At 71.7% G+C, this 19,856-nt stretch carries 17 protein-coding genes and 1 tRNA gene; 14 read left to right on the plus strand and 4 right to left on the minus strand.

The window, feature by feature from the left end; all coding sequences use genetic code 11:
• Window positions 1-38 precede the first annotated feature (38 nt).
• Both dapA and AC3A57_RS19505 read left to right on the plus strand, forming a co-directional pair.
• Window positions 39-944 carry a 4-hydroxy-tetrahydrodipicolinate synthase gene (gene dapA, locus AC3A57_RS19500; protein WP_487580423.1) on the plus strand — a complete coding sequence of 302 codons (906 nt, stop codon included), beginning with the start codon at window positions 39-41 and terminating at the stop codon, window positions 942-944.
• Window positions 945-966: 22 nt separating this feature from the next.
• Complete coding sequence (locus AC3A57_RS19505) at window positions 967-1,500, plus strand: hypothetical protein (protein ID WP_487580424.1); 534 nt, start codon at window positions 967-969, stop codon at window positions 1,498-1,500.
• 375 nt (window positions 1,501-1,875) lie between these two features.
• Here AC3A57_RS19505 and AC3A57_RS19510 read toward each other — a convergent pair whose 3' ends face one another.
• The 3 genes from AC3A57_RS19510 to AC3A57_RS19520 form a co-directional block, all read right to left on the minus strand.
• Window positions 1,876-2,607 (minus strand): hypothetical protein, encoded by a 732-nt coding sequence (locus AC3A57_RS19510; protein ID WP_487580425.1) that lies wholly within the window; start codon window positions 2,605-2,607, stop codon window positions 1,876-1,878.
• A gap of 84 nt (window positions 2,608-2,691) precedes the next feature.
• On the minus strand, window positions 2,692-3,015 hold the full coding sequence (gene fdxA, locus AC3A57_RS19515) for a ferredoxin FdxA (RefSeq protein ID WP_064748093.1): 324 nt from the start codon (window positions 3,013-3,015) through the stop codon (window positions 2,692-2,694).
• A gap of 197 nt (window positions 3,016-3,212) precedes the next feature.
• Window positions 3,213-3,288, minus strand: a tRNA-Glu gene (locus AC3A57_RS19520).
• A 142-nt stretch (window positions 3,289-3,430) separates the two neighbouring features.
• Between AC3A57_RS19520 and pcnB the strand changes: the two genes are divergently transcribed.
• The 6 genes from pcnB (at window position 3,431) to pgi (ending at window position 9,393) form a co-directional block, all read left to right on the plus strand.
• On the plus strand, window positions 3,431-4,771 hold the full coding sequence (gene pcnB, locus AC3A57_RS19525; RefSeq protein ID WP_487580426.1) for a polynucleotide adenylyltransferase PcnB: 1,341 nt from the start codon (window positions 3,431-3,433) through the stop codon (window positions 4,769-4,771).
• A 94-nt stretch (window positions 4,772-4,865) separates the two neighbouring features.
• Window positions 4,866-5,369, plus strand: coding sequence for a 2-amino-4-hydroxy-6-hydroxymethyldihydropteridine diphosphokinase (folK, locus tag AC3A57_RS19530; RefSeq protein WP_487580427.1), 504 nt, complete (start codon window positions 4,866-4,868; stop codon window positions 5,367-5,369).
• A gap of 172 nt (window positions 5,370-5,541) precedes the next feature.
• Entirely contained in the window at window positions 5,542-6,369 is an 828-nt protein-coding gene (gene panB, locus AC3A57_RS19535; RefSeq protein ID WP_487580428.1) for a 3-methyl-2-oxobutanoate hydroxymethyltransferase, read from the plus strand.
• Window positions 6,370-6,448: 79 nt separating this feature from the next.
• Window positions 6,449-7,297, plus strand: coding sequence for a pantoate--beta-alanine ligase (gene panC, locus AC3A57_RS19540; RefSeq protein ID WP_487580429.1), 849 nt, complete (start codon window positions 6,449-6,451; stop codon window positions 7,295-7,297).
• 169 nt (window positions 7,298-7,466) lie between these two features.
• Window positions 7,467-7,850, plus strand: coding sequence for an aspartate 1-decarboxylase (gene panD, locus AC3A57_RS19545; RefSeq protein WP_064748098.1), 384 nt, complete (start codon window positions 7,467-7,469; stop codon window positions 7,848-7,850).
• A 31-nt stretch (window positions 7,851-7,881) separates the two neighbouring features.
• Window positions 7,882-9,393 (plus strand): glucose-6-phosphate isomerase, encoded by a 1,512-nt coding sequence (gene pgi / locus AC3A57_RS19550; RefSeq protein ID WP_487580430.1) that lies wholly within the window; start codon window positions 7,882-7,884, stop codon window positions 9,391-9,393.
• A 399-nt stretch (window positions 9,394-9,792) separates the two neighbouring features.
• Here pgi and queG read toward each other — a convergent pair whose 3' ends face one another.
• Window positions 9,793-10,896: a tRNA epoxyqueuosine(34) reductase QueG gene (gene queG, locus AC3A57_RS19555; RefSeq protein WP_487580431.1), complete on the minus strand. Its 1,104-nt coding sequence runs from the start codon at window positions 10,894-10,896 to the stop codon at window positions 9,793-9,795.
• A 25-nt stretch (window positions 10,897-10,921) separates the two neighbouring features.
• Between queG and AC3A57_RS19560 the strand changes: the two genes are divergently transcribed.
• From AC3A57_RS19560 to AC3A57_RS19585, 6 genes are all read left to right on the plus strand, one after another.
• Entirely contained in the window at window positions 10,922-12,493 is a 1,572-nt protein-coding gene (locus AC3A57_RS19560) for an NAD(P)H-hydrate dehydratase (RefSeq protein WP_487580432.1), read from the plus strand.
• A gap of 9 nt (window positions 12,494-12,502) precedes the next feature.
• A complete protein-coding gene (gene tsaE / locus AC3A57_RS19565; RefSeq protein ID WP_487580433.1) occupies window positions 12,503-13,018 on the plus strand; it encodes a tRNA (adenosine(37)-N6)-threonylcarbamoyltransferase complex ATPase subunit type 1 TsaE in 516 nt (171 codons plus the stop codon).
• Between the two features lie 81 nt (window positions 13,019-13,099).
• On the plus strand, window positions 13,100-14,824 hold the full coding sequence (locus AC3A57_RS19570; protein WP_487580434.1) for an N-acetylmuramoyl-L-alanine amidase: 1,725 nt from the start codon (window positions 13,100-13,102) through the stop codon (window positions 14,822-14,824).
• 529 nt (window positions 14,825-15,353) lie between these two features.
• The gene (gene mutL, locus AC3A57_RS19575; RefSeq protein WP_487580435.1) at window positions 15,354-17,240 is read left to right on the plus strand and encodes a DNA mismatch repair endonuclease MutL; all 1,887 of its coding nucleotides are present in this window, start codon (window positions 15,354-15,356) and stop codon (window positions 17,238-17,240) included.
• A gap of 23 nt (window positions 17,241-17,263) precedes the next feature.
• Window positions 17,264-18,232: a DUF1684 domain-containing protein gene (locus AC3A57_RS19580; RefSeq protein WP_487580436.1), complete on the plus strand. Its 969-nt coding sequence runs from the start codon at window positions 17,264-17,266 to the stop codon at window positions 18,230-18,232.
• A 20-nt stretch (window positions 18,233-18,252) separates the two neighbouring features.
• Window positions 18,253-19,305, plus strand: coding sequence for a TraB/GumN family protein (locus AC3A57_RS19585; protein ID WP_487580437.1), 1,053 nt, complete (start codon window positions 18,253-18,255; stop codon window positions 19,303-19,305).
• Window positions 19,306-19,856: the final 551 nt, after the last annotated feature.

The following is a 19,856-nucleotide window of genomic DNA, read 5'->3' on the forward strand; positions in this document are numbered from 1 at the left end:
CGCGGACGGCCTCAACACGATCATTGGTAGGTTTTCTCTTGCGACTTTCCGGCAGCATCACCGCGCTGGCGACGCCGTTCACCGCGGCCGGCGAACTCGACCTGGACGCCTGGCACAAAATGCTGGCGGCGCAGTTGCAAGGCGGCACCCAGGCGTTGGTCGTGGCCGGCTCGACCGGCGAGGCCGCGGCGCTGTACGACGCCGAATACGACACTCTGCTGCGGACCGCGGTCGAGGCGGTCGCCGGGCGCGTCCCGGTGCTGGCCGGCACCGGCCTGTCCAACACCGCCAAAACCATCGAGCTGACCCGCCGCGCCGCCGCGCTCGGCGCCGACGCCGCGCTGGTGGTGACGCCGCCGTATGTGCGTCCGACCCAGGCCGGCCTGATCGCCCACTACCGCGCGATCGCCGACGACGGCGCCTTGCCGCTGGTGCTGTACAACGTGCCGGGCCGCACCGGCGGCGATCTGCTGCCGCAGACCGTAGCCGCCCTGGTCGACCATCCGCGCATCGTCGGCATCAAGGAAGCGGTGGCCGACGGCGCGCGCATGGACGCCCTGCTGGCGTTCAAGTCGGAAGGCTTCGCCGTGCTCAGCGGCGACGACCCGACCGCGTGCCGGGCCATGCTGGCCGGCGCCGACGGCATCGTCTCGGTCGGCTCCAACGTGCTGCCGGCGGCGTTCCGCCGTCTCGCCGACCTGGCCCGTGCCGGCCGTCGCGACCAGGCCGAGGCCTGGGACGCGCGCCTGCGTCCGGCCTACGACTTTCTCGGCGTCGAGCCCAACCCGATCCCGGTCAAGGCGCTGCTGGCCGCGCAAGGCCTGGGCCACGGGCTGCGCCTGCCGTTGCAATCGCTGTCGCCGGCGCACGACGAGGCGGCGCGCCGCATCGCCGCGCTGGTGATCGAACTCGAACACGCCGGTCGCGAACCGATCGCGGCCTGACCCTTTTCAGCAGGAGATGCTCATGCGTTGCAACCCCAATCTGTCCCGTGCGCTGGTCGCCGGTCTGCTGCTGGCGGTGGTCGCCAGTTCGGGCTGCAGCTGGTTCCGCAAGGGCAACAAGCTGTATGCCGAAGCGCCGGAAAACCGTCCGCTGGAGGTGCCGCCGGACCTCGACCAGCCGCGTACCGATGGCGCCATGGCGGTGCCGGCCGGTTCGGTGACCGCGTCGGGCCTGGCCGCCTCGCGCCCGACCCAGGCCGCCCCGGGCACCCCGGCGTCGGCGGCCAACGGCTTCACCGTCAGCGGCAACCGCGACGACATCTTCAACAAGGTCGGCGACGCGCTGGGCAAGGTCGAAGGCCTGAGCATCGCCAGCCGCGCGCAGCTGCTCGGCGCCTACGACGTCAACTACCAGGGCAGCAACTTCCTGGTCCGGGTCAGCGCGGTGGAAGCCGGCGCCTACGTCTCGGCGGTCGACCCGCGCGGCCTGCCGGCCGCCGGCGAAGCGCCGGCGCAGCTGATCGCCAGCCTCAAGGGCACGCTCGGCGGCCGTTGATCGCCAGCGTCGCTTGCGACACGGGACGGGCGCCGCGAGGCGCCCGTTTTCGTTGCGGCGGCCAGCGCGAAACCGGCCGGGCGCGCTGTTCCGAACAGGAGCGGCCGCTTCCTGTAGGAGCGGCGTCCCACTGGGATTTCCTCCGGTCGTAAGCCGCGACAGCCGAAGCGGTTCGCGCGAGCGCAGGCCGCCGAAGCCCGGATAAGCGGTTCTTGCGCCGACCCGGGATGCCCGATCGGCCGGGCTGCGGAAACCGGCGTGGTATCGCGTCGCTGCGGCTGTCGCGGCTCACGCCGCTCCTACAAGAGCCGCGCCGATACAAGAGCCGCGCCGACTGCGGGCGCGGTGAGCTGCGGCCATCGCGCCAGGCGACGCTCAGCGCTCGCCGGGCAGGGCGCGGGCCAGGCCCTCGTGCAGCAGCAGGCGGGTGGTCGCGGCGCGTTGCGCCAGCGGCATCTGCGCCAGCGCGTCGAGCACCCAGGCGAAGGCGCGGCAGCGCGCCTGGCGCGCTTCGGGCGCCGGGCCCTGCGCGCCGAGTTGGGTGGCGAAATCCTCGTGCAGCAGCGCGGCGGTGACCCCGGCCCGCTTGAGCGCCTGCTTGGCCGCGCCGGCGTCGTAGGCCTGCGGCGGGTTCTGCAGGCCGCCCAGGGCGATGCGCAGCAAGGCGTCGAGGAAGCGCTGCCGGCTGTCCTCGCCCAGGCGCTGCGCGGCCCGGGTCAGGGCCTCGGGGCTGCGGTCGGCCTGCGGGTCGAACAGGCCGCACAGCACCGCGGCTTCGTCCGGGCTGCGCGCGGCGCGGTGCAGAGCCTGGAACAGGCTGTCCAGGTCCGGATCGGCGGCGCGGGTCAGCAGGTCGGCGCCGCCGCTGCGCAGCGCGTCCGGGTCCAGCCGCGACAGGTCCAGCTCGCCCAGGCCCAGGCCAGCCAAGTCCGGCGAGCCCAGGTCCAGCGAGCCCAGGTCCAGCGAGCCGCGGTCCCGGGCCGGACGCGGCTGGTGAGGTTCCGCGGCGGGCCGGGACTGGCCGGCGGCACCGGCGGCGGCCGGGACCAGGCTCAGGACGAGCAGCAGTGCGGGCAGGGCCTGCGCGGTACGGTGGGGAGTGGGCACGGCGGCGGTCTCGGGCAGCGCGGTCGGCCCGAGTCTAGGCAGCGGTCGATGAACGTCCGCAGGCGGCCCGGCCGCCCGGCCGGTTCAGCGCTCGAGCAGGTCGAGCTTGCCGGTCTTGCCTTCCCAGTCCTTGGCGTCGGGCAGGCTGTCCTTGCGCGTGGTGATCACCGGCCAGGCCTGGGCCAGCTCGGCGTTGAGGGCGACGAAGGCCTCCTGGCCGGCGGGCACGTCGTCCTCGGGGTAGATGGCGTTGATCGGGCATTCCGGCTCGCACAGGGTGCAGTCGATGCACTCGTCCGGGTCGATCACCAGGAAATTCGGGCCTTCATGGAAGCAGTCGACCGGGCACACCTCGACGCAATCGGTGTACTTGCATTTGATGCAGTTCTCGGTGACGACGAAGGGCATGAGCGAAATCCTGGGGTCTGGGCCGTGCCGGCGGGTCGGCGGCGATAGTGTAGCCATCGCTGCGCAACGACCCAAGGCGCGGCTTGGCGGATGCGTGACGGGCGCCGCGGGCGCGCAACGAGACGGCGTCGCCGTCGCCGGAGGACAAGAAAAAGCCCGCGCAGGCGCGGGCTTTTTCGGCGACCGGGTCGCTGGTTTGGCGCTCCCTACGGGATTCGAACCCGTGTTTTAGCCTTGAGAGGGCCACGTCCTAGGCCTCTAGACGAAGGGAGCAGGGGATTGCAACGCTGGCGGGGAGCGGGCTCCTCGTCAGACCGCAGGGACTCTCAATCCGGTGCGGCCTGCTAGTATATGCGCCGCCGTTGCCGCGGGCAACGGCTATCCCGAATTCCTTTACAGGCGGCGCGCCCGCTCGATGCAAGCCGATAACTCCTCATTCCAACCTACGCTGCGGGTGATCCCGCGCGACCAGCACAACGTCTCGCGCAAGGAGATCAGCCCCAACGCGTTGCGGGTGCTGTACCGGCTGCGCGACAGCGGCTTCGGCGCCTACCTGGTCGGCGGCGCGGTGCGCGACATCCTGGTCGGCGGCCATCCCAAAGACTTCGACGTCGCCACCGACGCCACGCCCGAACAGGTCAAGGGTCTGTTCCGCAACTGCCGCTTGATCGGGCGCCGGTTCCGCCTGGCCCATGTGGTCTACGGCCGCGAGATCATCGAGGTGGCGACGTTCCGCGCCAACAGCGACGACGGCAGCGGCGACCGCGAGACCGACACCGGCGGCCGCCTGGTCCGCGACAACGTCTACGGCAGCATCGAAGACGACGCGGTGCGCCGCGACTTCACCGCCAACGCGCTGTACTACGCGGTCGAGGACTTCTCGGTGCGCGACTACGTCGGCGGCTTCGAGGACGTGCAGAACCGCCTGATGCGCCTGATCGGCGATCCGGAAACCCGCTATCGCGAAGATCCGGTGCGGATGCTGCGCGCGGTGCGGTTGGCGGCCAAGCTCGGTTTCGAGATCGAGCGCGACACCGCCGAGCCGATTCCGCGCCTGGCGCCGTTGCTGGCCGACGCCGCGCCGGCGCGTTTGTTCGAGGAATGCCTGAAGCTGTTCCTGTCCGGCCACGCGGTCGAGAGCTTCCTCGGCCTGGAGCGCTACGGCCTGCTCGGCGCGTTGCTGCCCGAGAGCGCCGCCGCGCTGCGTTCCAACCGCAGCGGCGCGTTGCGGCGGATGGTGCTGGAAGGGCTGAAGGGCACCGACGCGCGCGTCGCCGCGGACGAGCCGGTGTCGCCGGCGTTCCTGTTCGCCCTGCTGCTGTGGCCGGCCTACTGCCGCGCGCTGATGGCGCTGCAGGCGCAGGGCGTGCACACCGCCGAAGCGCAGCGCCGCGCCGCCGACCGGGTCACCCTGCACCAGTTGTCGACGATCGCCCTGCCGCGCCGCTTCTCGCTGCCGATGCAGGAGATCTGGCTGCTGCAGTCGCGTTTCCAGCAGCGTCAGCGCAAGCGCGTGTTCCGGCTGCTGTCGCATCCGCGCTTCCGCGCCGCGTTCGATTTCCTCAGCCTGCGCCAGGCGGCCTCGCCCGAGCACACCGCCGACGTCGAGTTCTGGCGCGAAGCGCAGCTGCACCCGAACGAGACCCTGGCGCAGCAGCAGGACGCCGCCGCGCACGGCGACGAGGACGACAGCGGCGAAGGCCGCGCCCCGCGCAAGCGCCGCCGTCGCCGCCGCGGCGCGCCGGTGGAGGAATAAGAGCGAGGAGTGAGCGTAGAGGAGCGAGCGAAATCGCGAATTCCGGCTCTTGCCTTGCTCACTCCTCACTTCTCTTCGCTCACTCCTTCTGCTCATGCATACCGTCTACATCGGCCTCGGCAGCAACCTCGGCGACAGCGCCGCGGTGCTGCGCGCGGCGCTGCGCGCGCTGGAGCGCCTGCCGGACAGCCGGCTGCTGCGCGCGTCGAAGCTGTACCGCACCCCGGCCTGGGGGCGGACCGACCAGCCGGACTTCCTCAATGCGGTCGCGGCGCTGGAGACCGGCCTGCCGGCGCCCCGGCTGCTGGCGGCGATGCTGGAGATCGAGCGCGACGCCGGGCGTTCGCGCCTGGCCGACCGCAGCGATCGCTGGGGCCCGCGCACCCTGGACCTGGACCTGCTGCTGTACGGCGAGGCCACGATCGACGCGCCCGGCCTGCACGTGCCGCATCCGCACCTGCACGAGCGCGCCTTCGCCCTGGTGCCGTTGCTGGAGATCGCGCCGCAGGCGCGCATCCCCGGCGCCGGCGCCGCGCGCGACTGCCTGGCGCGGCTCGGCGCCTCGGACATACGCGCCTTGCCGGCGGACAATCTTTGACCGCCGCCGCGCGGCGTATGGGCTGAGCGGACCCGGCGGGCGGGCGAGGACGCGGGTTTGCCGCCGCCGGTCGAGCCGGCTGTGTTGCGCCAGCGGAGGCCGCGGCCGCGCGGCAACCTGTTAAGTTATGGCGCCACCCCACAGACGTCCGTCGCCACCGGACGAGTCGCCCATGTACACCTCGGCTTCCACCGACAAGCCGGCCGCCAAGGCCTGGACCGTGCCCATGCTCGCCGACGCCAAGCGCGACGGCCACAAGCTGGTGATGTTGACCGCCTACGACACCAGCTTCGCCCGCACCATGGACGCGCTGGTCGACCTGGTCCTGGTCGGCGATTCGCTGGGCATGGTCGCGCAGGGCCATAACAGCACCTTGCCGGTGACCGTCGCCGACATGGCCTACCACACCGCCTGCGTCGCCCGCGGCCTGAGCAAGGCGCTGCTGATCGCCGACCTGCCGTTCCAGTCCGACGCCACCCCCGAACGCGCGCTGGACGCCGCCACCCGCCTGCTCCAGGCCGGCGCGGCGATGGTCAAGATCGAGGGCGCGGCGCACAAGCTGGAAGTGATCCGTTTCCTGGTCGAGCGCGAGATTCCGGTCTGCGGCCACCTCGGCCTGACCCCGCAGTCGGTGCTGCGCCTGGGCGGCTACAAGGTCCAGGGCCGCGACGAAGCCGCCGCCGCGCGCCTGCGCGAAGACGCGCGCGCGGTCGAGGAGGCCGGCGCGCAACTGCTGGTGCTGGAATGCGTGCCGACCGCGGTCGCCGCCGCGATCAGCGCCGACCTGCGCATCGCCACCATCGGCATCGGCGCCGGCCCGCAGTGCGACGGCCAGGTGCTGGTGCTGCACGACCTGCTCGGAGTCAATTCCGGCCATCGCCGGCCCAAGTTCGTCAAGGATTTCCTCGCCGAAGGCGGTTCGGTCGCCGGCGCGTTCTCCGCCTACGCCGAGGCGGTGCGCAGCGGCGCCTTCCCCGACGCCGCCCATTCCTACGACTGAGCCGCATCCGCGGCTCGCTCCGGACGTCATCGCGCAGGGATTCGCGCTCCGCCCCGGCGGATATTTCTTCGAGTACCTCATGCTGACTGTCGATCAACTCGGCGCCCTGCGCGCCACCCTCGGCGCCTGGCGCATGGCCGGCCAGCGCGTCGCCTTCGTGCCGACCATGGGCAATCTCCACGAAGGCCATCATTCGCTGATCCGGCTCGCGCGCGAGCGCGCCGACCGGGTCGTGGCCAGCGTGTTCGTCAATCCGACCCAGTTCGGCCCCAACGAAGACTACGGCCGCTACCCGCGCACGCCGGAAGCCGACGCCGATGGCCTGCGCGCCGCCGGCTGCGACCTGCTGTGGCGGCCGACGGTCGAAACCATGTACCCGTTCGGGGTCGAGCACACCGTGCAGGTGCGGGTGCCGCGGGTCACCGACACCCTGGAAGGCGCGCATCGCCCGGGCCATTTCGACGGCGTGGCGACGGTGGTCGCGCGGCTGTTCAACCAGGTCCGCCCCGACGTCGCCGTGTTCGGGCGCAAGGACTACCAGCAACTGGCGGTGATTCGCTACCTGGTCCGCGACCTGGCGTTCCCGATCGAGATCGTCGGCGCCGAAACCCGGCGCGAGGCCGACGGCCTGGCGCTGAGTTCGCGCAACCAGTACCTGTCCGAAGCCGAGCGCCCGCGCGCGGTCGAGATCCACCGCTGCCTGCAGTGGATGCGCCAGGCGGCCCAGGCCGGCGAGCCTCGCGCGGCGATCGAGGCCGAAGCCGGCGAACGCCTGCGCGCGGCCGGGTTCGAGGTCGATTACGCGGTGCTGCGCCGGCCCGACCTGGGCCTGCCCGAGCAGGATCCGGGCGAACCGGCGCGGGTGGCCCTGATCGCCGCCCGGCTGGGCCGCACCCGGTTGATCGACAACCTCGAATTCGAGGCCTGAACAGGACCGCCGGCGGCCCGGGAGGCGGCGCCGGCGGGCCGGCCGGGGTCCGGGCTGAACGGGAAATCTCCGTTCCGCCGGCGAGGCCCCGGGGCCATGTTGCAGCGCGCCATGCGCTGCTAGACTTCTGGCCTTTCGCGCCCGCGCGTCTGCGGACGGAGTAACGACCATGCAACTGAATCTGCTCAAGGCCAAGATCCACCGCGCCACCGTCACCCACGCCGAGCTGCATTACGAAGGCTCCTGCGCGATCGACGGTCGCCTGCTGGACATCTCCGGCATCCGCGAATACGAGATGGTCCACATCTACAACATCAACAGCGGCCACCGCTTCTCCACCTACGCCATCCGCGGCGAAGAGGGCAGCGGGGTGATCTCGGTCAACGGCGCGGCCGCGCACAAGGCCCAGCCCGGCGATCTGGTGATCATCTGCGCCTACGGGATCTGCGACGAGGCCGAGGCGGCCAAGTACAAGCCGACCCTGGTGTACGTGGACCGGCACAACCAGCTGACCCATACCAACCACTCGATGCCGGCACAGGCCGCCGCCTGACCGACCGGCCCCAACAGAGCCCTCGCACACGATGAGCGATGACGTCCGACTCCACGAGCTACGCGCCGAGGTCGGGCGCGTCGGCATCACCCCGCTGGCGCAGCTGATCGCCGCCGATCCGTCCCGCGCCGCGGATTTCGCTCTCCAGGTCGGGCCGGTCTATGCCAGCTTCGCCCGCCAGCGCTACGATCGCGCCGCGCTGGATTGGCTGTTCCGCGCCGCCGCGGCGGCGCGCAGCGAGCAGCGCCTGCGGGCGCTGTTCGACGGCGAAACCGTCAACCTCACCGAGGGCCGCGCGGCCCTGCACACCGCCCTGCGCGGCGACCTGTCGGCCAGCGAGACCGCCCGCGCCGCGCACCGCCAGGCGTTGGAAGCGCGCCGGCGCATGCGCGCGACGATCGAGGCGCTGAGCGCCAGCGAGGTCACCGACATCGTCAGCGTCGGCATCGGCGGTTCCGATCTCGGCCCGCGCCTGGCCGTGGATGCGCTCAGCGGCGCGACCCCGGGCCGGTTCCGGGTCCACTTCCTGTCCAACGTCGACGGCCACGCCGCCCAGCGCCTGCTGGCCGGGCTGGACCCCAAGCACACCGCCGCGCTGCTGATCTCCAAGACCTTCGGCACCCAGGAAACCCTGCTCAACGGCGCGATCCTGCGCGACTGGCTCGGCGACGCCTCGCGCTTGTACGCGATCAGCGCCAACGTCGAGCGCGCCGGCGCCGCGTTCGGCATCCCGGCGGAGCGGCTGCTGCCGATGTGGGACTGGGTCGGCGGCCGCTATTCGCTGTGGTCGGCGGTGGGCCTGCCGATCGCGCTGGCCATCGGCATGGACGCGTTCGAAGACTTCCTCGCCGGCGCCGCGCTGATGGACGCGCACGTGCTGGAGACTCCGCTGCCGCGCAACCTGGCCGCCTGGCACGCGCTGACCGCGGTGTGGAACCGCAACGGCCTGGGCTACGCCACCCAGGCGGTGCTGGCCTACGACGACCGGCTCAAGCTGCTGTCGAACTACCTGCAACAGTTGGTGATGGAGAGCCTGGGCAAGTCGGTGCGCCTGGACGGCTCGGCCGTGGCCGGCGATACCGTGCCGGTATGGTGGGGCGGGGTCGGCACCGACACCCAGCACAGCTTCTTCCAGGCCCTGCACCAGGGCACGTCGATCGTGCCGGCGGATTTCATCGGCGTGGTCCGCGCCGACGCGCCGTACCCGCAGAACCATCGCGCCCTGCACGCCAACCTGCTGGCCCAGACCGAAGCCTTCGCCAACGGCAAGGCCAGCGACGACCCGCACCGCGCCTACGCCGGCGGCCGTCCGAGCACGACGATCCTGCTCGACGCGCTGACCCCGCAGTCGCTGGGCGCGCTGCTGGCGATGTACGAGCACAGCGTCTATCTGCAGTCGGTGTTCTGGGGCATCAACGCCTTCGACCAGTTCGGCGTCGAACTCGGCAAGCAGGTCGCCAGCAAGCTGCTGCCGGCGCTGGCCGGCGAAGCCGAGGCCGACGACCCGGTGACCCGCGAGCTGTTGCGCAAGCTGCGCGGCTGAACGCCGCACCGCTCGGCTGTAGGAGCGGCGTTAGCCGCGACCGCGCCGCTTCGGTCTCGCGACGTCTGTCGTTCGAGGCCTCAAGAGCAAGGCTTCCGCCCGCAAGCGGGCGGGTAACTTTCTTTTGGCGCCGCAAAAGTCCCACCGGATTTGCTTCGGCCAAAAGTCACCAAAGCAGAGCGCAGCGCGCGAAGCTCCCCTGCGAGTTCGATGTCTGCGCCGGGATGTTTCGACAAGACATCGCTGTCTTATCGAGTCGTGCTGTTCAGCGGCGGGGCGCACGTCCTGTGCGCCGCCCTTCGGGTCCAGGGGTTCTAGCGGGAGTCTGGCGAGTGCGATGCTATGCCAAGCGCTTGCAGCAAGAGCGAGGATGACGTTGGCGCCGAGCAGCGTCGCGACTCACGCAGCGCCGTGCCGCGCCAGCGCCCACTCGACGTGCTCGCGCACCAGCGCGCTGGGATGATCGCGGCGCGAGCGCAGCGCGGCGATCGTCTCCGGCGTGGCCGGCGCGTTGCCTAGCGCGACGGCGATATTGCGCAGCCAGCGCTGGTGGCCGCTGCGGCGGATCGCCGAGCCTTCGGTGCGGCGCAGGAACTCGTCCTCGTCCCAGGCGAACAACTGCGCCAGGCTGGCCGTGTCGAGCCCGTTGCGGGCGCGGAAGTCCGGCTCGTCGTTGCGCTTGGCGAACTTGTTCCAGGGGCAGACCAGTTGGCAGTCGTCGCAGCCGAAGATGCGGTTGCCGATCGCCGGGCGCAGTTCCTCGGGAATCGCGCCCTCGTGCTCGATGGTCAGGTAAGCGATGCAGCGGCGCGCGTCGAGCCGGTGCGGAGCGACGATGGCCTGGGTCGGGCAGATGTCGATGCAGCGGGTGCAGGTGCCGCAATGGGCGCTGGCCGGCGCGTCGATCGGCAAGGGCAGGTCGACGTAGATCTCGCCGAGGAAGAACCACGAGCCGCCGTCCTTGTCGATCAGGCAGGTGTGCTTGCCGATCCAGCCCAGCCCGGCGTTGCGCGCCAGCGCGCGCTCCAGCACCGGCGCCGAGTCGACGAACACCCGATGGCCGAACGGGCCGACCACCCCGGCGATGCGGTCGGCCAGGCGTTGCAGGCGCTGGCGCATCAGCTTGTGGTAGTCGCGGCCGAGCGCGTAACGGGCGACGTAGGCGCGTTCGCGGTCGGCCAGGGTCGCCCAGGCGTCCTCGTCGTCGCGGCGGCCGTAGTCCAGGCCGACCGAGATCACCCGCACGGTGCCGGGCAGCAGCCGGTCCGGCCGGCCGCGCAGCTCGCCGTGGCGCGCCATCCAGTCCATCGAGCCGTGCAGGCCCTGTTCCAGCCAGTCGAGCAGGTAGGCCTCGTCGTCGCCGAGTTCGATCCCGGCGATGCCGCACCGCTGGAAGCCGAATTCGCCCGCCAGCGCGCGGATCCGCGCGGCCAGCGCCGCGTAGTCGGGCGCCGCCGTGGGCGCGGCGAGGGGCGAAGCGGAACGGGCGTCGGGCTGGCTCACGATCCGGCAAGTATAGAATCCGGCCATGTCGCCGAACGATCGCAATGCCGAACCGGCCGCTGGCGCAAGCGCGGCCGCCGCCGCGGCGCCGCCGCGGGCGCTGTACGATGCCGCCGCGCTGCGGGCGATCGAGGCCGGCGCCGCCGCCGAGCTGGGCGACGCCTACGCGCTGATGCAGCGCGCCGGGGCCGCCGCCTGGCGCGAGTTGCTGAACCAGTGGACGCGCGCGTTCCGGCTGCTGGTGGTGTGCGGCCCCGGCAACAACGGCGGCGACGGCTACGTGCTGGCGACCCTGGCCCGGCAGAGCGGTCGCGAGGTCGCCGTGCTGCGCCTGCCCGAGCACGCGCCGCGCAGCGCCTTGGCGCGCCGCGCCGCGGCCGAGTACGCGCAGGCCGGCGGCGCCGCGCTCGAGTTCGACGGCGCGCTGCCGGCGGCGGACGTGGTGGTCGATGCCTTGTTCGGCATCGGTCTGTCGCGCGCGCCGGATGCGGCGTCGGCGGCGCTGATCGCGGCGATCAACGCGCACCCGGCGCCGGTGCTGGCGCTGGACGCGCCGAGCGGGGTCGACGCCGACCGCGGCCGCGCCCACGCCGCGGCGGTGACTGCGCAGCGGACCCTGGAGTTCATCGCGCCCAAGGCCGGTTTGCGCAGCGGCGCCGCGCTCGATCACACCGGAGCCTTGGCCTTGGCGCCGTTGCAACTGCTGCCGGAGCGTTACGGCATCGAGGCCGTGGCCGAAGCGCTGGCCGCCGACGACCTGGGCCGCTGGCTGCGGCCGCGCCGGCGCGACAGCCACAAGGGCCGCAACGGCCGAGTGCTGTGCGTCGGCGGCGACCACGGCCACGGCGGCGCCTTGCTGCTGTGCGCGCAGGCGGCGTTGCGCAGCGGCGCGGGCCTGCTCGATGCGGCGACGCGCGCGGCGCACGTCGCGCCGATGCTGGCGCGCCTGCCCGAAGCGATGCCGCGTGCGGTCGAGGACGGCAACGCTCCGAACGGCAGCGCTCCGAACGGTACCGAGCTGGACGCCGCGCTCGACGCGGCCGACGCGGTCGCGATCGGGCCCGGCCTGGGCCAACAGGCCTGGGGCCGCGCGCTGTACGCGCGCGTCCTGGCTTGCGCCAAGCCGCGCCTGTTCGATGCCGATGCGCTCAACCTGCTCGCCGCGCAGCCGCAGGCGCTGCCGGCGGACTGCGTGCTGACGCCGCATCCGGGCGAGGCCGCGCGCCTGCTCGGTTGCGATACCGCACACGTGCAGGACGACCGTTTCGCCGCGGTGCGTGCGCTCGCCGAACGCTACGGTTGCGCGGTGGTGCTGAAGGGCGCCGGCAGCCTGGTCGCGGCGCCGCGACGGCGCACGCGCGTGATCGGCGCCGGCAACCCGGGCATGGCGGTCGGCGGCATGGGCGATGTGCTCAGCGGCGTGGTCGCGGCCTTGCTCGCGCAAGGCCTGGACGGGTTCGATGCGGCCTCGTGCGGCGCCTTGCTGCACGCCGTCGCCGGCGACCAAGCCGCGCGCGACGGCGGCGAGCGCGGTTTGTTGCCGAGCGATCTGATGCCGTGGCTGCGGCGCTGCGCCAATCCGCGCGGCGCGGCTTAGAATCGCGCGATGACCGCAGCGCGCACGACCCTCACGCTCGCCGACGCCGACGCTACCGACGCGCTCGGCGCCGCGCTCGCGCGCACCCGGCCGCAAGGCGAGGGCGCGGTATTGCGGGTGCATCTGCACGGCGATCTCGGCGCGGGCAAATCGACCCTGGCGCGCGCGCTGTTGCGCGCGCTCGGCGTGCGCGGCGCGATCCGCAGTCCGACCTATACCCTGGTCGAGCGTTATCCCTTGGCCGGCGGGCGCGAAGCCTGGCATCTGGATCTGTATCGGATCGGCGACGCCGGCGAGCTGGAGTTTCTCGGCCTGGACGGCGGCGAGGCCGAGCTGTGGCTGGTCGAATGGCCGGAGCGCGGCCGCGGCTGGCTGCCCCCGGCCGACCTACGCATCGACCTGGCCGTGGCCGACGGTGGCGCCGGGCGCCGCGCCGAGTTGGCGGCCGATTCGGCGGGCGGAGCGGCCTGGCTGGCCGGCCTGGCGGCGGACACCGGTCCCCAGGGGCTTGCGGCGGACTCCTGAACGATTCCCTAGGAAGTGCCCCCAGGTACCGGATTTGCAAGGAAAAAATGCTTGCAATTGTGATTTTCCGGTGCTTGACTTATGCCCATGCGAGTCAAAGGGGCCACCGTCCAGAAGTTCCTGCTCGGTCTAGCGCTGCTGGCGGCGCTGGCCTGGAATCTCGCACATGCAAGCGAAATCAAGGGCTTAGAGCTGCGCAACGGCGCCACCGGCACTCGCGCCGAGATCGCTCTCGACGGCGCCGGCCAGTACAAGGTGCTCAGCCTGAAGGGCCCCGACCGCTTGGTGGTCGACCTGCCGGCCTCGCGTCTGGGCAAAACCTTCAAGCTTCCTGCCGCTGCCGGCATCGTCAAGGCGGTGCGCACCGGCGAGCCGCAGCCCGGCACCGCACGCATCGTGTTCGACCTCGCCCAGCCGGTGGCGACGCTGAAGCCGCGTATCGAGCAGGGCGCCGGCGGTTCGCGCCTGGTGCTGGAATGGCCGGGCGACGGCAACGAAACGGCCGTCGCGCCGAAGCCGGCCGCCGCGCACGCGCCGGCGCAGCCCAAGCCGGCCGCGCCGGCGCCGGTTGCGGCCGCTCCCGCCCAGACCGTGGCGTCCGCGGCTGACGAGCCGGATCCCGCGCTGGCCTCGAACGCGGCCACCAGCAAGCTGATTTCCGAACTCGCCGCGCGCGGTGCCGCGGCGCCGGGCGCCCCTGCGCCGAACCTCGCCAACCCGCCGCCGGCCGCCGCTGCCGCTGCGGCGGCGTCGCCGGCGGCGAATCCGGCCGGCGCAACGCACAACCTGGCTGCCGCACCGACGCCCGCCCAACGCGCCGCCACCCAGGCGGTGTTCGAGCAGGCCGCACAGGCGCCGGTGCCGGGCGCGGTGGCGACCGGGGTGCCGACCCGCATCGCCACCGGCGTTCCGACCCGCGTCGCCACCGGCGTGCCCGCGCCGATGCCGTCGGCCGCGAGCGTCGCGCCGCCGGCGAACGTGCCGCCGGCCGAGGCGGTGCCGCCGCCCGGCGCGGTCAAGACGCTCAAGGACGTGATGCGCGGCCGCGGCATGCGCCCGCTGATCATCGCCATCGATCCCGGCCACGGCGGCCAGGATCCCGGCGCGATCGGCCTGGCCGGCAAGCGCGAAAAGGACGTGACCCTGGCGATCGGCCGCGAACTGGCGCGCCAGATCAACGCCACGCCGGGGCTGAAGGCCTATATGACCCGCGACACCGACGTGTTCATTCCGCTGCCGCGCCGCGCCCAGCTGGCGCGCCACGCCAAGGCGGACATGTTCATCTCGATCCACGCCGACGCCGCCGAGAACCGCTCGGCGAACGGCTCCTCGGTCTACGTGCTGTCGCTGAAAGGCGCGTCCTCGCAGCGCGCGCGCTGGCTGGCGGACAAGGAAAACGCCTCCGACCTGATCGGCGGCGCGCGCCTGCCGCAATCCGACAACACCCTGACCTCGGTGCTGCTCGATCTGACCCAGAGCGGTCACATGAAAGCCTCCGAAGACGCCGCCGGGCACGTGCTCGACGGCCTGCGCCAGCTCGGCCGCAACCACAAGCCGAACATCGAGCGCGCCAACTTCGCCGTGCTGCGCACCTCGGACATGCCGGCGATGCTGGTCGAGACCAACTTCATCTCCAACCCGGAAGAAGAGCGCCGCCTGACCGACCCGGCGCACCAGCGCGCGCTGGCGCGAGCGGTGCTGGAAGGGGTCAACACCTATTTCACCCGCCAGCCGCCGCCGGGCACGATGTACGCCGCGCGCGCGGAAGCGCAGCAGGGCGGGTTCGGCGGGGGCGGCAGCCCCTGAGCTGGGCGACATCGACGCTACTCGCGCGGCCCCGAGCGATCGGGGCCGCGGTCGTTTTGGGCGCTGGCGTGGCGACGGCAACGGCGGTGGGGGCGAGGCTGGGCGAAGGCAAAACGAAGCAAGGCAAAGCAAGGCAAGGCAGGGCAAAGGCAAATCTCCACTGGTCCCCCTTTTTCAAAGGGGGAATCGATGCCAGGCGATTCAGGGGGCGATCCAAGGGAGGCGGTTCAAGGCAGGCGGTTCAAGGGGGGCAAGTTGGACAGTGCTTGGAGAACCGGTGCCGAGAAACGGGGCTGAAGGACGCTGCGCATAGGGCGCAGACGCAGTTGTTGCCCCCTTTGGCAAAGGGGGCGGCGGCCGCGCAGCGGACGCGGGGGGTGCTTTTGCCGTTGCTGTTGCTTCGCCCGCGACACCCGCAGTCCGGCCCGGTCCGGCGCCCCGGCGCAAGCTGCGGATCGCGAAGCCGCGCCGGCAGCGGCTATCATCGTTTCCCATTCCCCCGCCGGTGCCCGCGCACCGAACGCCGCCCGTGAGCATCCGCCAACTGCCCGACACCCTGATCAACCAGATCGCCGCCGGCGAAGTGGTCGAACGGCCCGCGTCCGTGGTCAAGGAACTGGTCGAGAACGCGCTCGACGCCGGCGCGCGCCGGGTCGACATCGACCTGGAGGAGGGCGGGGTACGGCTGATCCGGATCCGCGACGACGGCGCCGGGATCGCCGCCGACGAACTGCCGCTGGCGGTGTCGCGCCACGCCACCAGCAAGATCGCCTCGCTCGACGACCTGGAAGGCGTGACCACCCTGGGCTTCCGCGGCGAGGCCTTGCCCTCGATCGCCTCGGTCAGCCGCTTCGCCCTGTCCTCGCGCCGGATCGGCGAGGACCGCGGCGCGGTGCTGGAGATCGACGGCGGCCGGGTCGGCGAGGTCGCGCCCAAGCCGCATCCGCAAGGCACCACGGTCGAAGTGCGCGACCTGTTCTTCAACGTGCCGGCGCGGCGCAAGTTCCTCAAGGCCGAGCGCACCGAGCTGGGCCATATCGAAGAATGGCTGCGCCAGTTGGCCCTGGCCCGGCCCGACGTCGAACTGCGCGTATCGCACAACGGCAAGCCGACCCGGCGCTGGAAAGGCGAGGGCGACCTGGTCGAGGTCGGGCTGTCGGACCTGCGCATCGGCGAGGCGCTGGGCGAGGAGTTCGCCCGCAACGCCCTGCGCGTGGACCACAGCGGCGCCGGCCTGCGCCTGCACGGCTGGATCGCCCAGCCGTCCTACAACCGCGCCAGCGCCGACCAGCAGTATTTCTATGTCAACGGCCGAGCGGTGCGCGACCGCAGCGTGGCCCATGCGGTCAAGCAGGCCTATGCCGACGTGCTGTTCCATGGCCGCCAGCCGGCCTATGTGCTGTTCCTGGAACTGGACCCGCGCCGGGTCGACGTCAACGTGCACCCGGCCAAGCACGAGGTGCGCTTCCGCGACGCGCGCCTGATCCACGATTTCGTCTACCGCACGCTCAACGACGCGCTGGCCGAGACCCGCGCCGGCACCCTGCCGTCGGCGCAGGTGCCGGGCGCCGACGGTTTCGTCGCGCCCGATGGCGGCGCCTCCGCCGCGGCGGCTGCGGCCAATGCCTACCAATGGCGTTCGACCGCGCCGCTGGGCCTGCAGCAGGTCGCCGAAACCCGCGCCGGCTATGCCGCGCTGTACGGCGGCGCTGGCTCGGGCGGCTCGGGCTACGGCGGCGGTTCGCTCGCCGGCAGCGGCAGCGCCTATGCGTCGCCGGCGCCCGGCCTGCCGATCGGCGCGCCGGCCTTGCCGAGCAGCGACGACGCCAGCCTGCCGCCGCTGGGCTATGCGATCGCCCAGTTGCACGGCATCTACGTGCTGGCCGAAAGCGCCGAAGGCCTGATCGTGGTCGACATGCACGCCGCGCACGAGCGGATCGGCTACGAAAAGCTCAAGAGCGCGCACGACGGCGAAGGCCTGCGCACCCAGCCTTTGCTGGTGCCGGCGACGCTGGCGGTGTCCGAGCGCGAGGCCGAGGTCGCCGAGCGCGAAGAAGCGACCCTGGTCCAACTGGGCTTCGAAGTCACCCGCAGCGGCCCGCAGTCGCTGACCCTGCGCGCGGTGCCGGCCTTGCTCGCCCATGGCGATGTCGAGGCCTTGCTGCGCGACGTGTTGGCCGACCTGCGCGAGCACGGCGAATCGCGCCGGGTCGCGGCGGCGCGCGACGAACTGCTCTCGACCATGGCCTGCCACGGCGCGGTCCGGGCCAACCGCCGTCTCACTTTGCCGGAAATGAACGCCCTGCTGCGCGAGATGGAGGCGACCGAACGCTCCGGCCAATGCAATCATGGCCGCCCGACCTGGGCGCGCTTCAGCCTGCCCGAAATCGACCGCTGGTTCCTGCGAGGGCGTTGATGATGTCGTTTGCGCGCAAGCCGTTGTCCGCTTCGTCCCGGCCCGCCGTGCTGGCGCTGCTGCTGTTGCCGGCGCTGGCCGCCTGCGACTCGACCGAGCAGCAGGCCGCGCGCCAGCGCGAGGCCGAGCGCGTCGCCGCCGCCAACCAGGCCTTCGACCGCGACCAGCAACTGTGGCGCGAGCAACGCAAGAGCGAACTGCTCAAGCCCGACGGCTGGGCCAGCCTGATCGGGCTGCACCCGATCGAGCCGGGCTCGCATTACCTGGGCAGCGATCCCGACAACGGCATCCGCCTGAGCGCGGGACCGGCGCATTTCGGCCTGCTCTCGCTCGCCAACGGCCGCCTGCGCTTCATCCCCGAACGCGGCGCGCCGCTGACCTTCAACGACCAGCCGCTCAAGGGCGCGGTGACCCTGCTCGCCGACGATTACCCGGCCGGGCCGACCCGGATCGGTTTCGACCAGGGCCAGGGCGGCTTGACCGTAATCAAGCGCGGCGAGCGCTATTTCCTGCGCGTGCGCCATTCGCAGGCGCCGACCCTGACCGGCTTCAAGGGCATCGACTACTGGCCGGCGCAGCAGGACTGGAAACTCAACGCCAAGTTCGTCGCCCATCCGGCCGGCAAGACCCTGGAGATCGCCAACATCATCGGCACCGTCGAGCCGACTCCGAACCCGGGCGCGATCGAGTTCCAGCGCGACGGCCGCAGCTACCGCATCGAAGCCCTGGACCAGGGCGGCGAGCAGTTGCTGCTGGTGTTCGCCGACCGCACCAGCGGCCACACCAGCTACAGCGCCGGGCGTTTCCTGGAAGTCGCCCGGCCCAATCTGCAGGGCGGGGTCGTGGTCGATTTCAACAAGGCCTACAACCCGCCGTGCGCGTTCACCGCGTACGCGACCTGCCCGTTGCCGCCGCAGGAAAACCGGCTCGATCTGGAGATCGCCGCCGGCGAGAAGACCTACAAGCCGGCGGCGCCGGCCCACGCCTCCTAACGCCTCTCCGGACTCTGCGCATGCGGTTGTTGAAGCTGTTCCTCGCCCCTCTGACCGCCGCGGTGCTGCTGAGCGCGCCGCTGACCTCGGCCACCACCGTCGCCGCCCAGGCCGCCGCGGCCGCGCCGAAGGCGCCGCCGGTGCCGCTGCTGTGGAAGGTCTCCGACGCCGACAACGCGGTCTACCTGCTGGGCTCGTTCCACCTGCTGCGTCCGGACGATTACCCGCTCGCGGCCGACGTCGACCGGGCCTTCGCCGATTCGGCCAAGCTGGTGTTCGAAGTGCCGCCGGAGCAGATGTTCGACCCGAGCGTGGCGCAGCGCTTCATGGCCCGCGCGCGCTTCGACGACGGCCGCAGCCTGAGCCAGGTGCTGCCGGCCGACCTGCGCGAGAAGCTCAACCGGGTGCTGGCCAAGAACGGCGCCTCGCTGGCCCAGCTCGATCCGCTGGAGCCGTGGTTCGTCAACCTGTCGCTGGTGCTGGGCGTGTCGCAGTCGCTGGGCTTCAGCCCGCAGCTGGGCCTGGACCAGTACCTGATGCGCCAGGCGGCCGCGGCCGAAAAACCGACCGCCGGCCTGGAAAGCATGGACGCGCAGTTGCAGGCGATGGACTCCGGACCGTTGCCGGAGCAGATCAAGGCGCTGCGCGAATTCGTCGACCAGCCCGAAGAGGTGCCGGGCATGCTCGAACAGATGCACGCCGCCTGGCGCGGCGCCGACCTGGCGACGCTGGACGCGAAGGCGCGGGTGGAGATGCGCGACAAGACTCCGGAGACCTACCGGATCGTCAACGTCGAGCGCAATCAGGCCTGGCTGCCGCAACTGCAGAAAATGCTCGACGAGTCGCGTCAGGGCAACACCCTGGTGGTGGTCGGTTCCCTGCACCTGCTCGGCGACGACGGCCTGATCGAGTTGCTGCGCGGCAAGGGCTACAAGATCGAGCGCGTCTGCGGCGCCTGCGCCGCCGGCACCGCGGATTTGCCGGCGCCGGTCGCGGCGCCGGAGCCGGCTGCGGGCGAGAAATCGGTCGGCGGCAAGGCCAAGGGACGCGCAGAAAACTCAAGGCCTTCGTAGCCGATCGAAGCTCGAACCCGGCGCCGGTAGGAGCGGCGTCCCACGAGGGTTTCCTGCGGTCATAAGCCGCGATCGCCATCTAGCTCCTTCGCCGCGTCTTTGTCCTGCGCCCCTGTAGGAGCGGCGTGAGCCGCGACCAAGGGATGGGCAGAGGAATCAACGCCTCCGCCATCGATCGAAGCCCGAAACCATCGCGAAGGGTAGGAGCGGCGTGAGCCGCGACCGCGCTGCTGCGGTCTGGCGCCGTCTGTCGTTCGAAGGCTTCGAAAGCCGCGACCGCCGTCCCTCCCTCTCGCCACATCTTTGTCCTGCCCCCCCTGTAGGAGCGGCGTGAGCCGCGACCGCGCTGCTGCGGTCTCGCGGCGTCTGTGTTCGAAGGCTTTGAAAGCTTCAAAGCTCAAAGCTCAAAGCAAAGCTCCCGTCCGCAAGCGGCCGGGTCACTTTCTTTGTCCAAGGCGACAAAGAAAGTAACGACACTGTCTAACCTCAAGTGCATCACCCGGTTGAGGCTAGGCGATGGGAACCCACTACAGCCATTTCAGTGCGGAAGA

The organism is Lysobacter sp. Soil_C_15 (genome assembly GCF_057657315.1).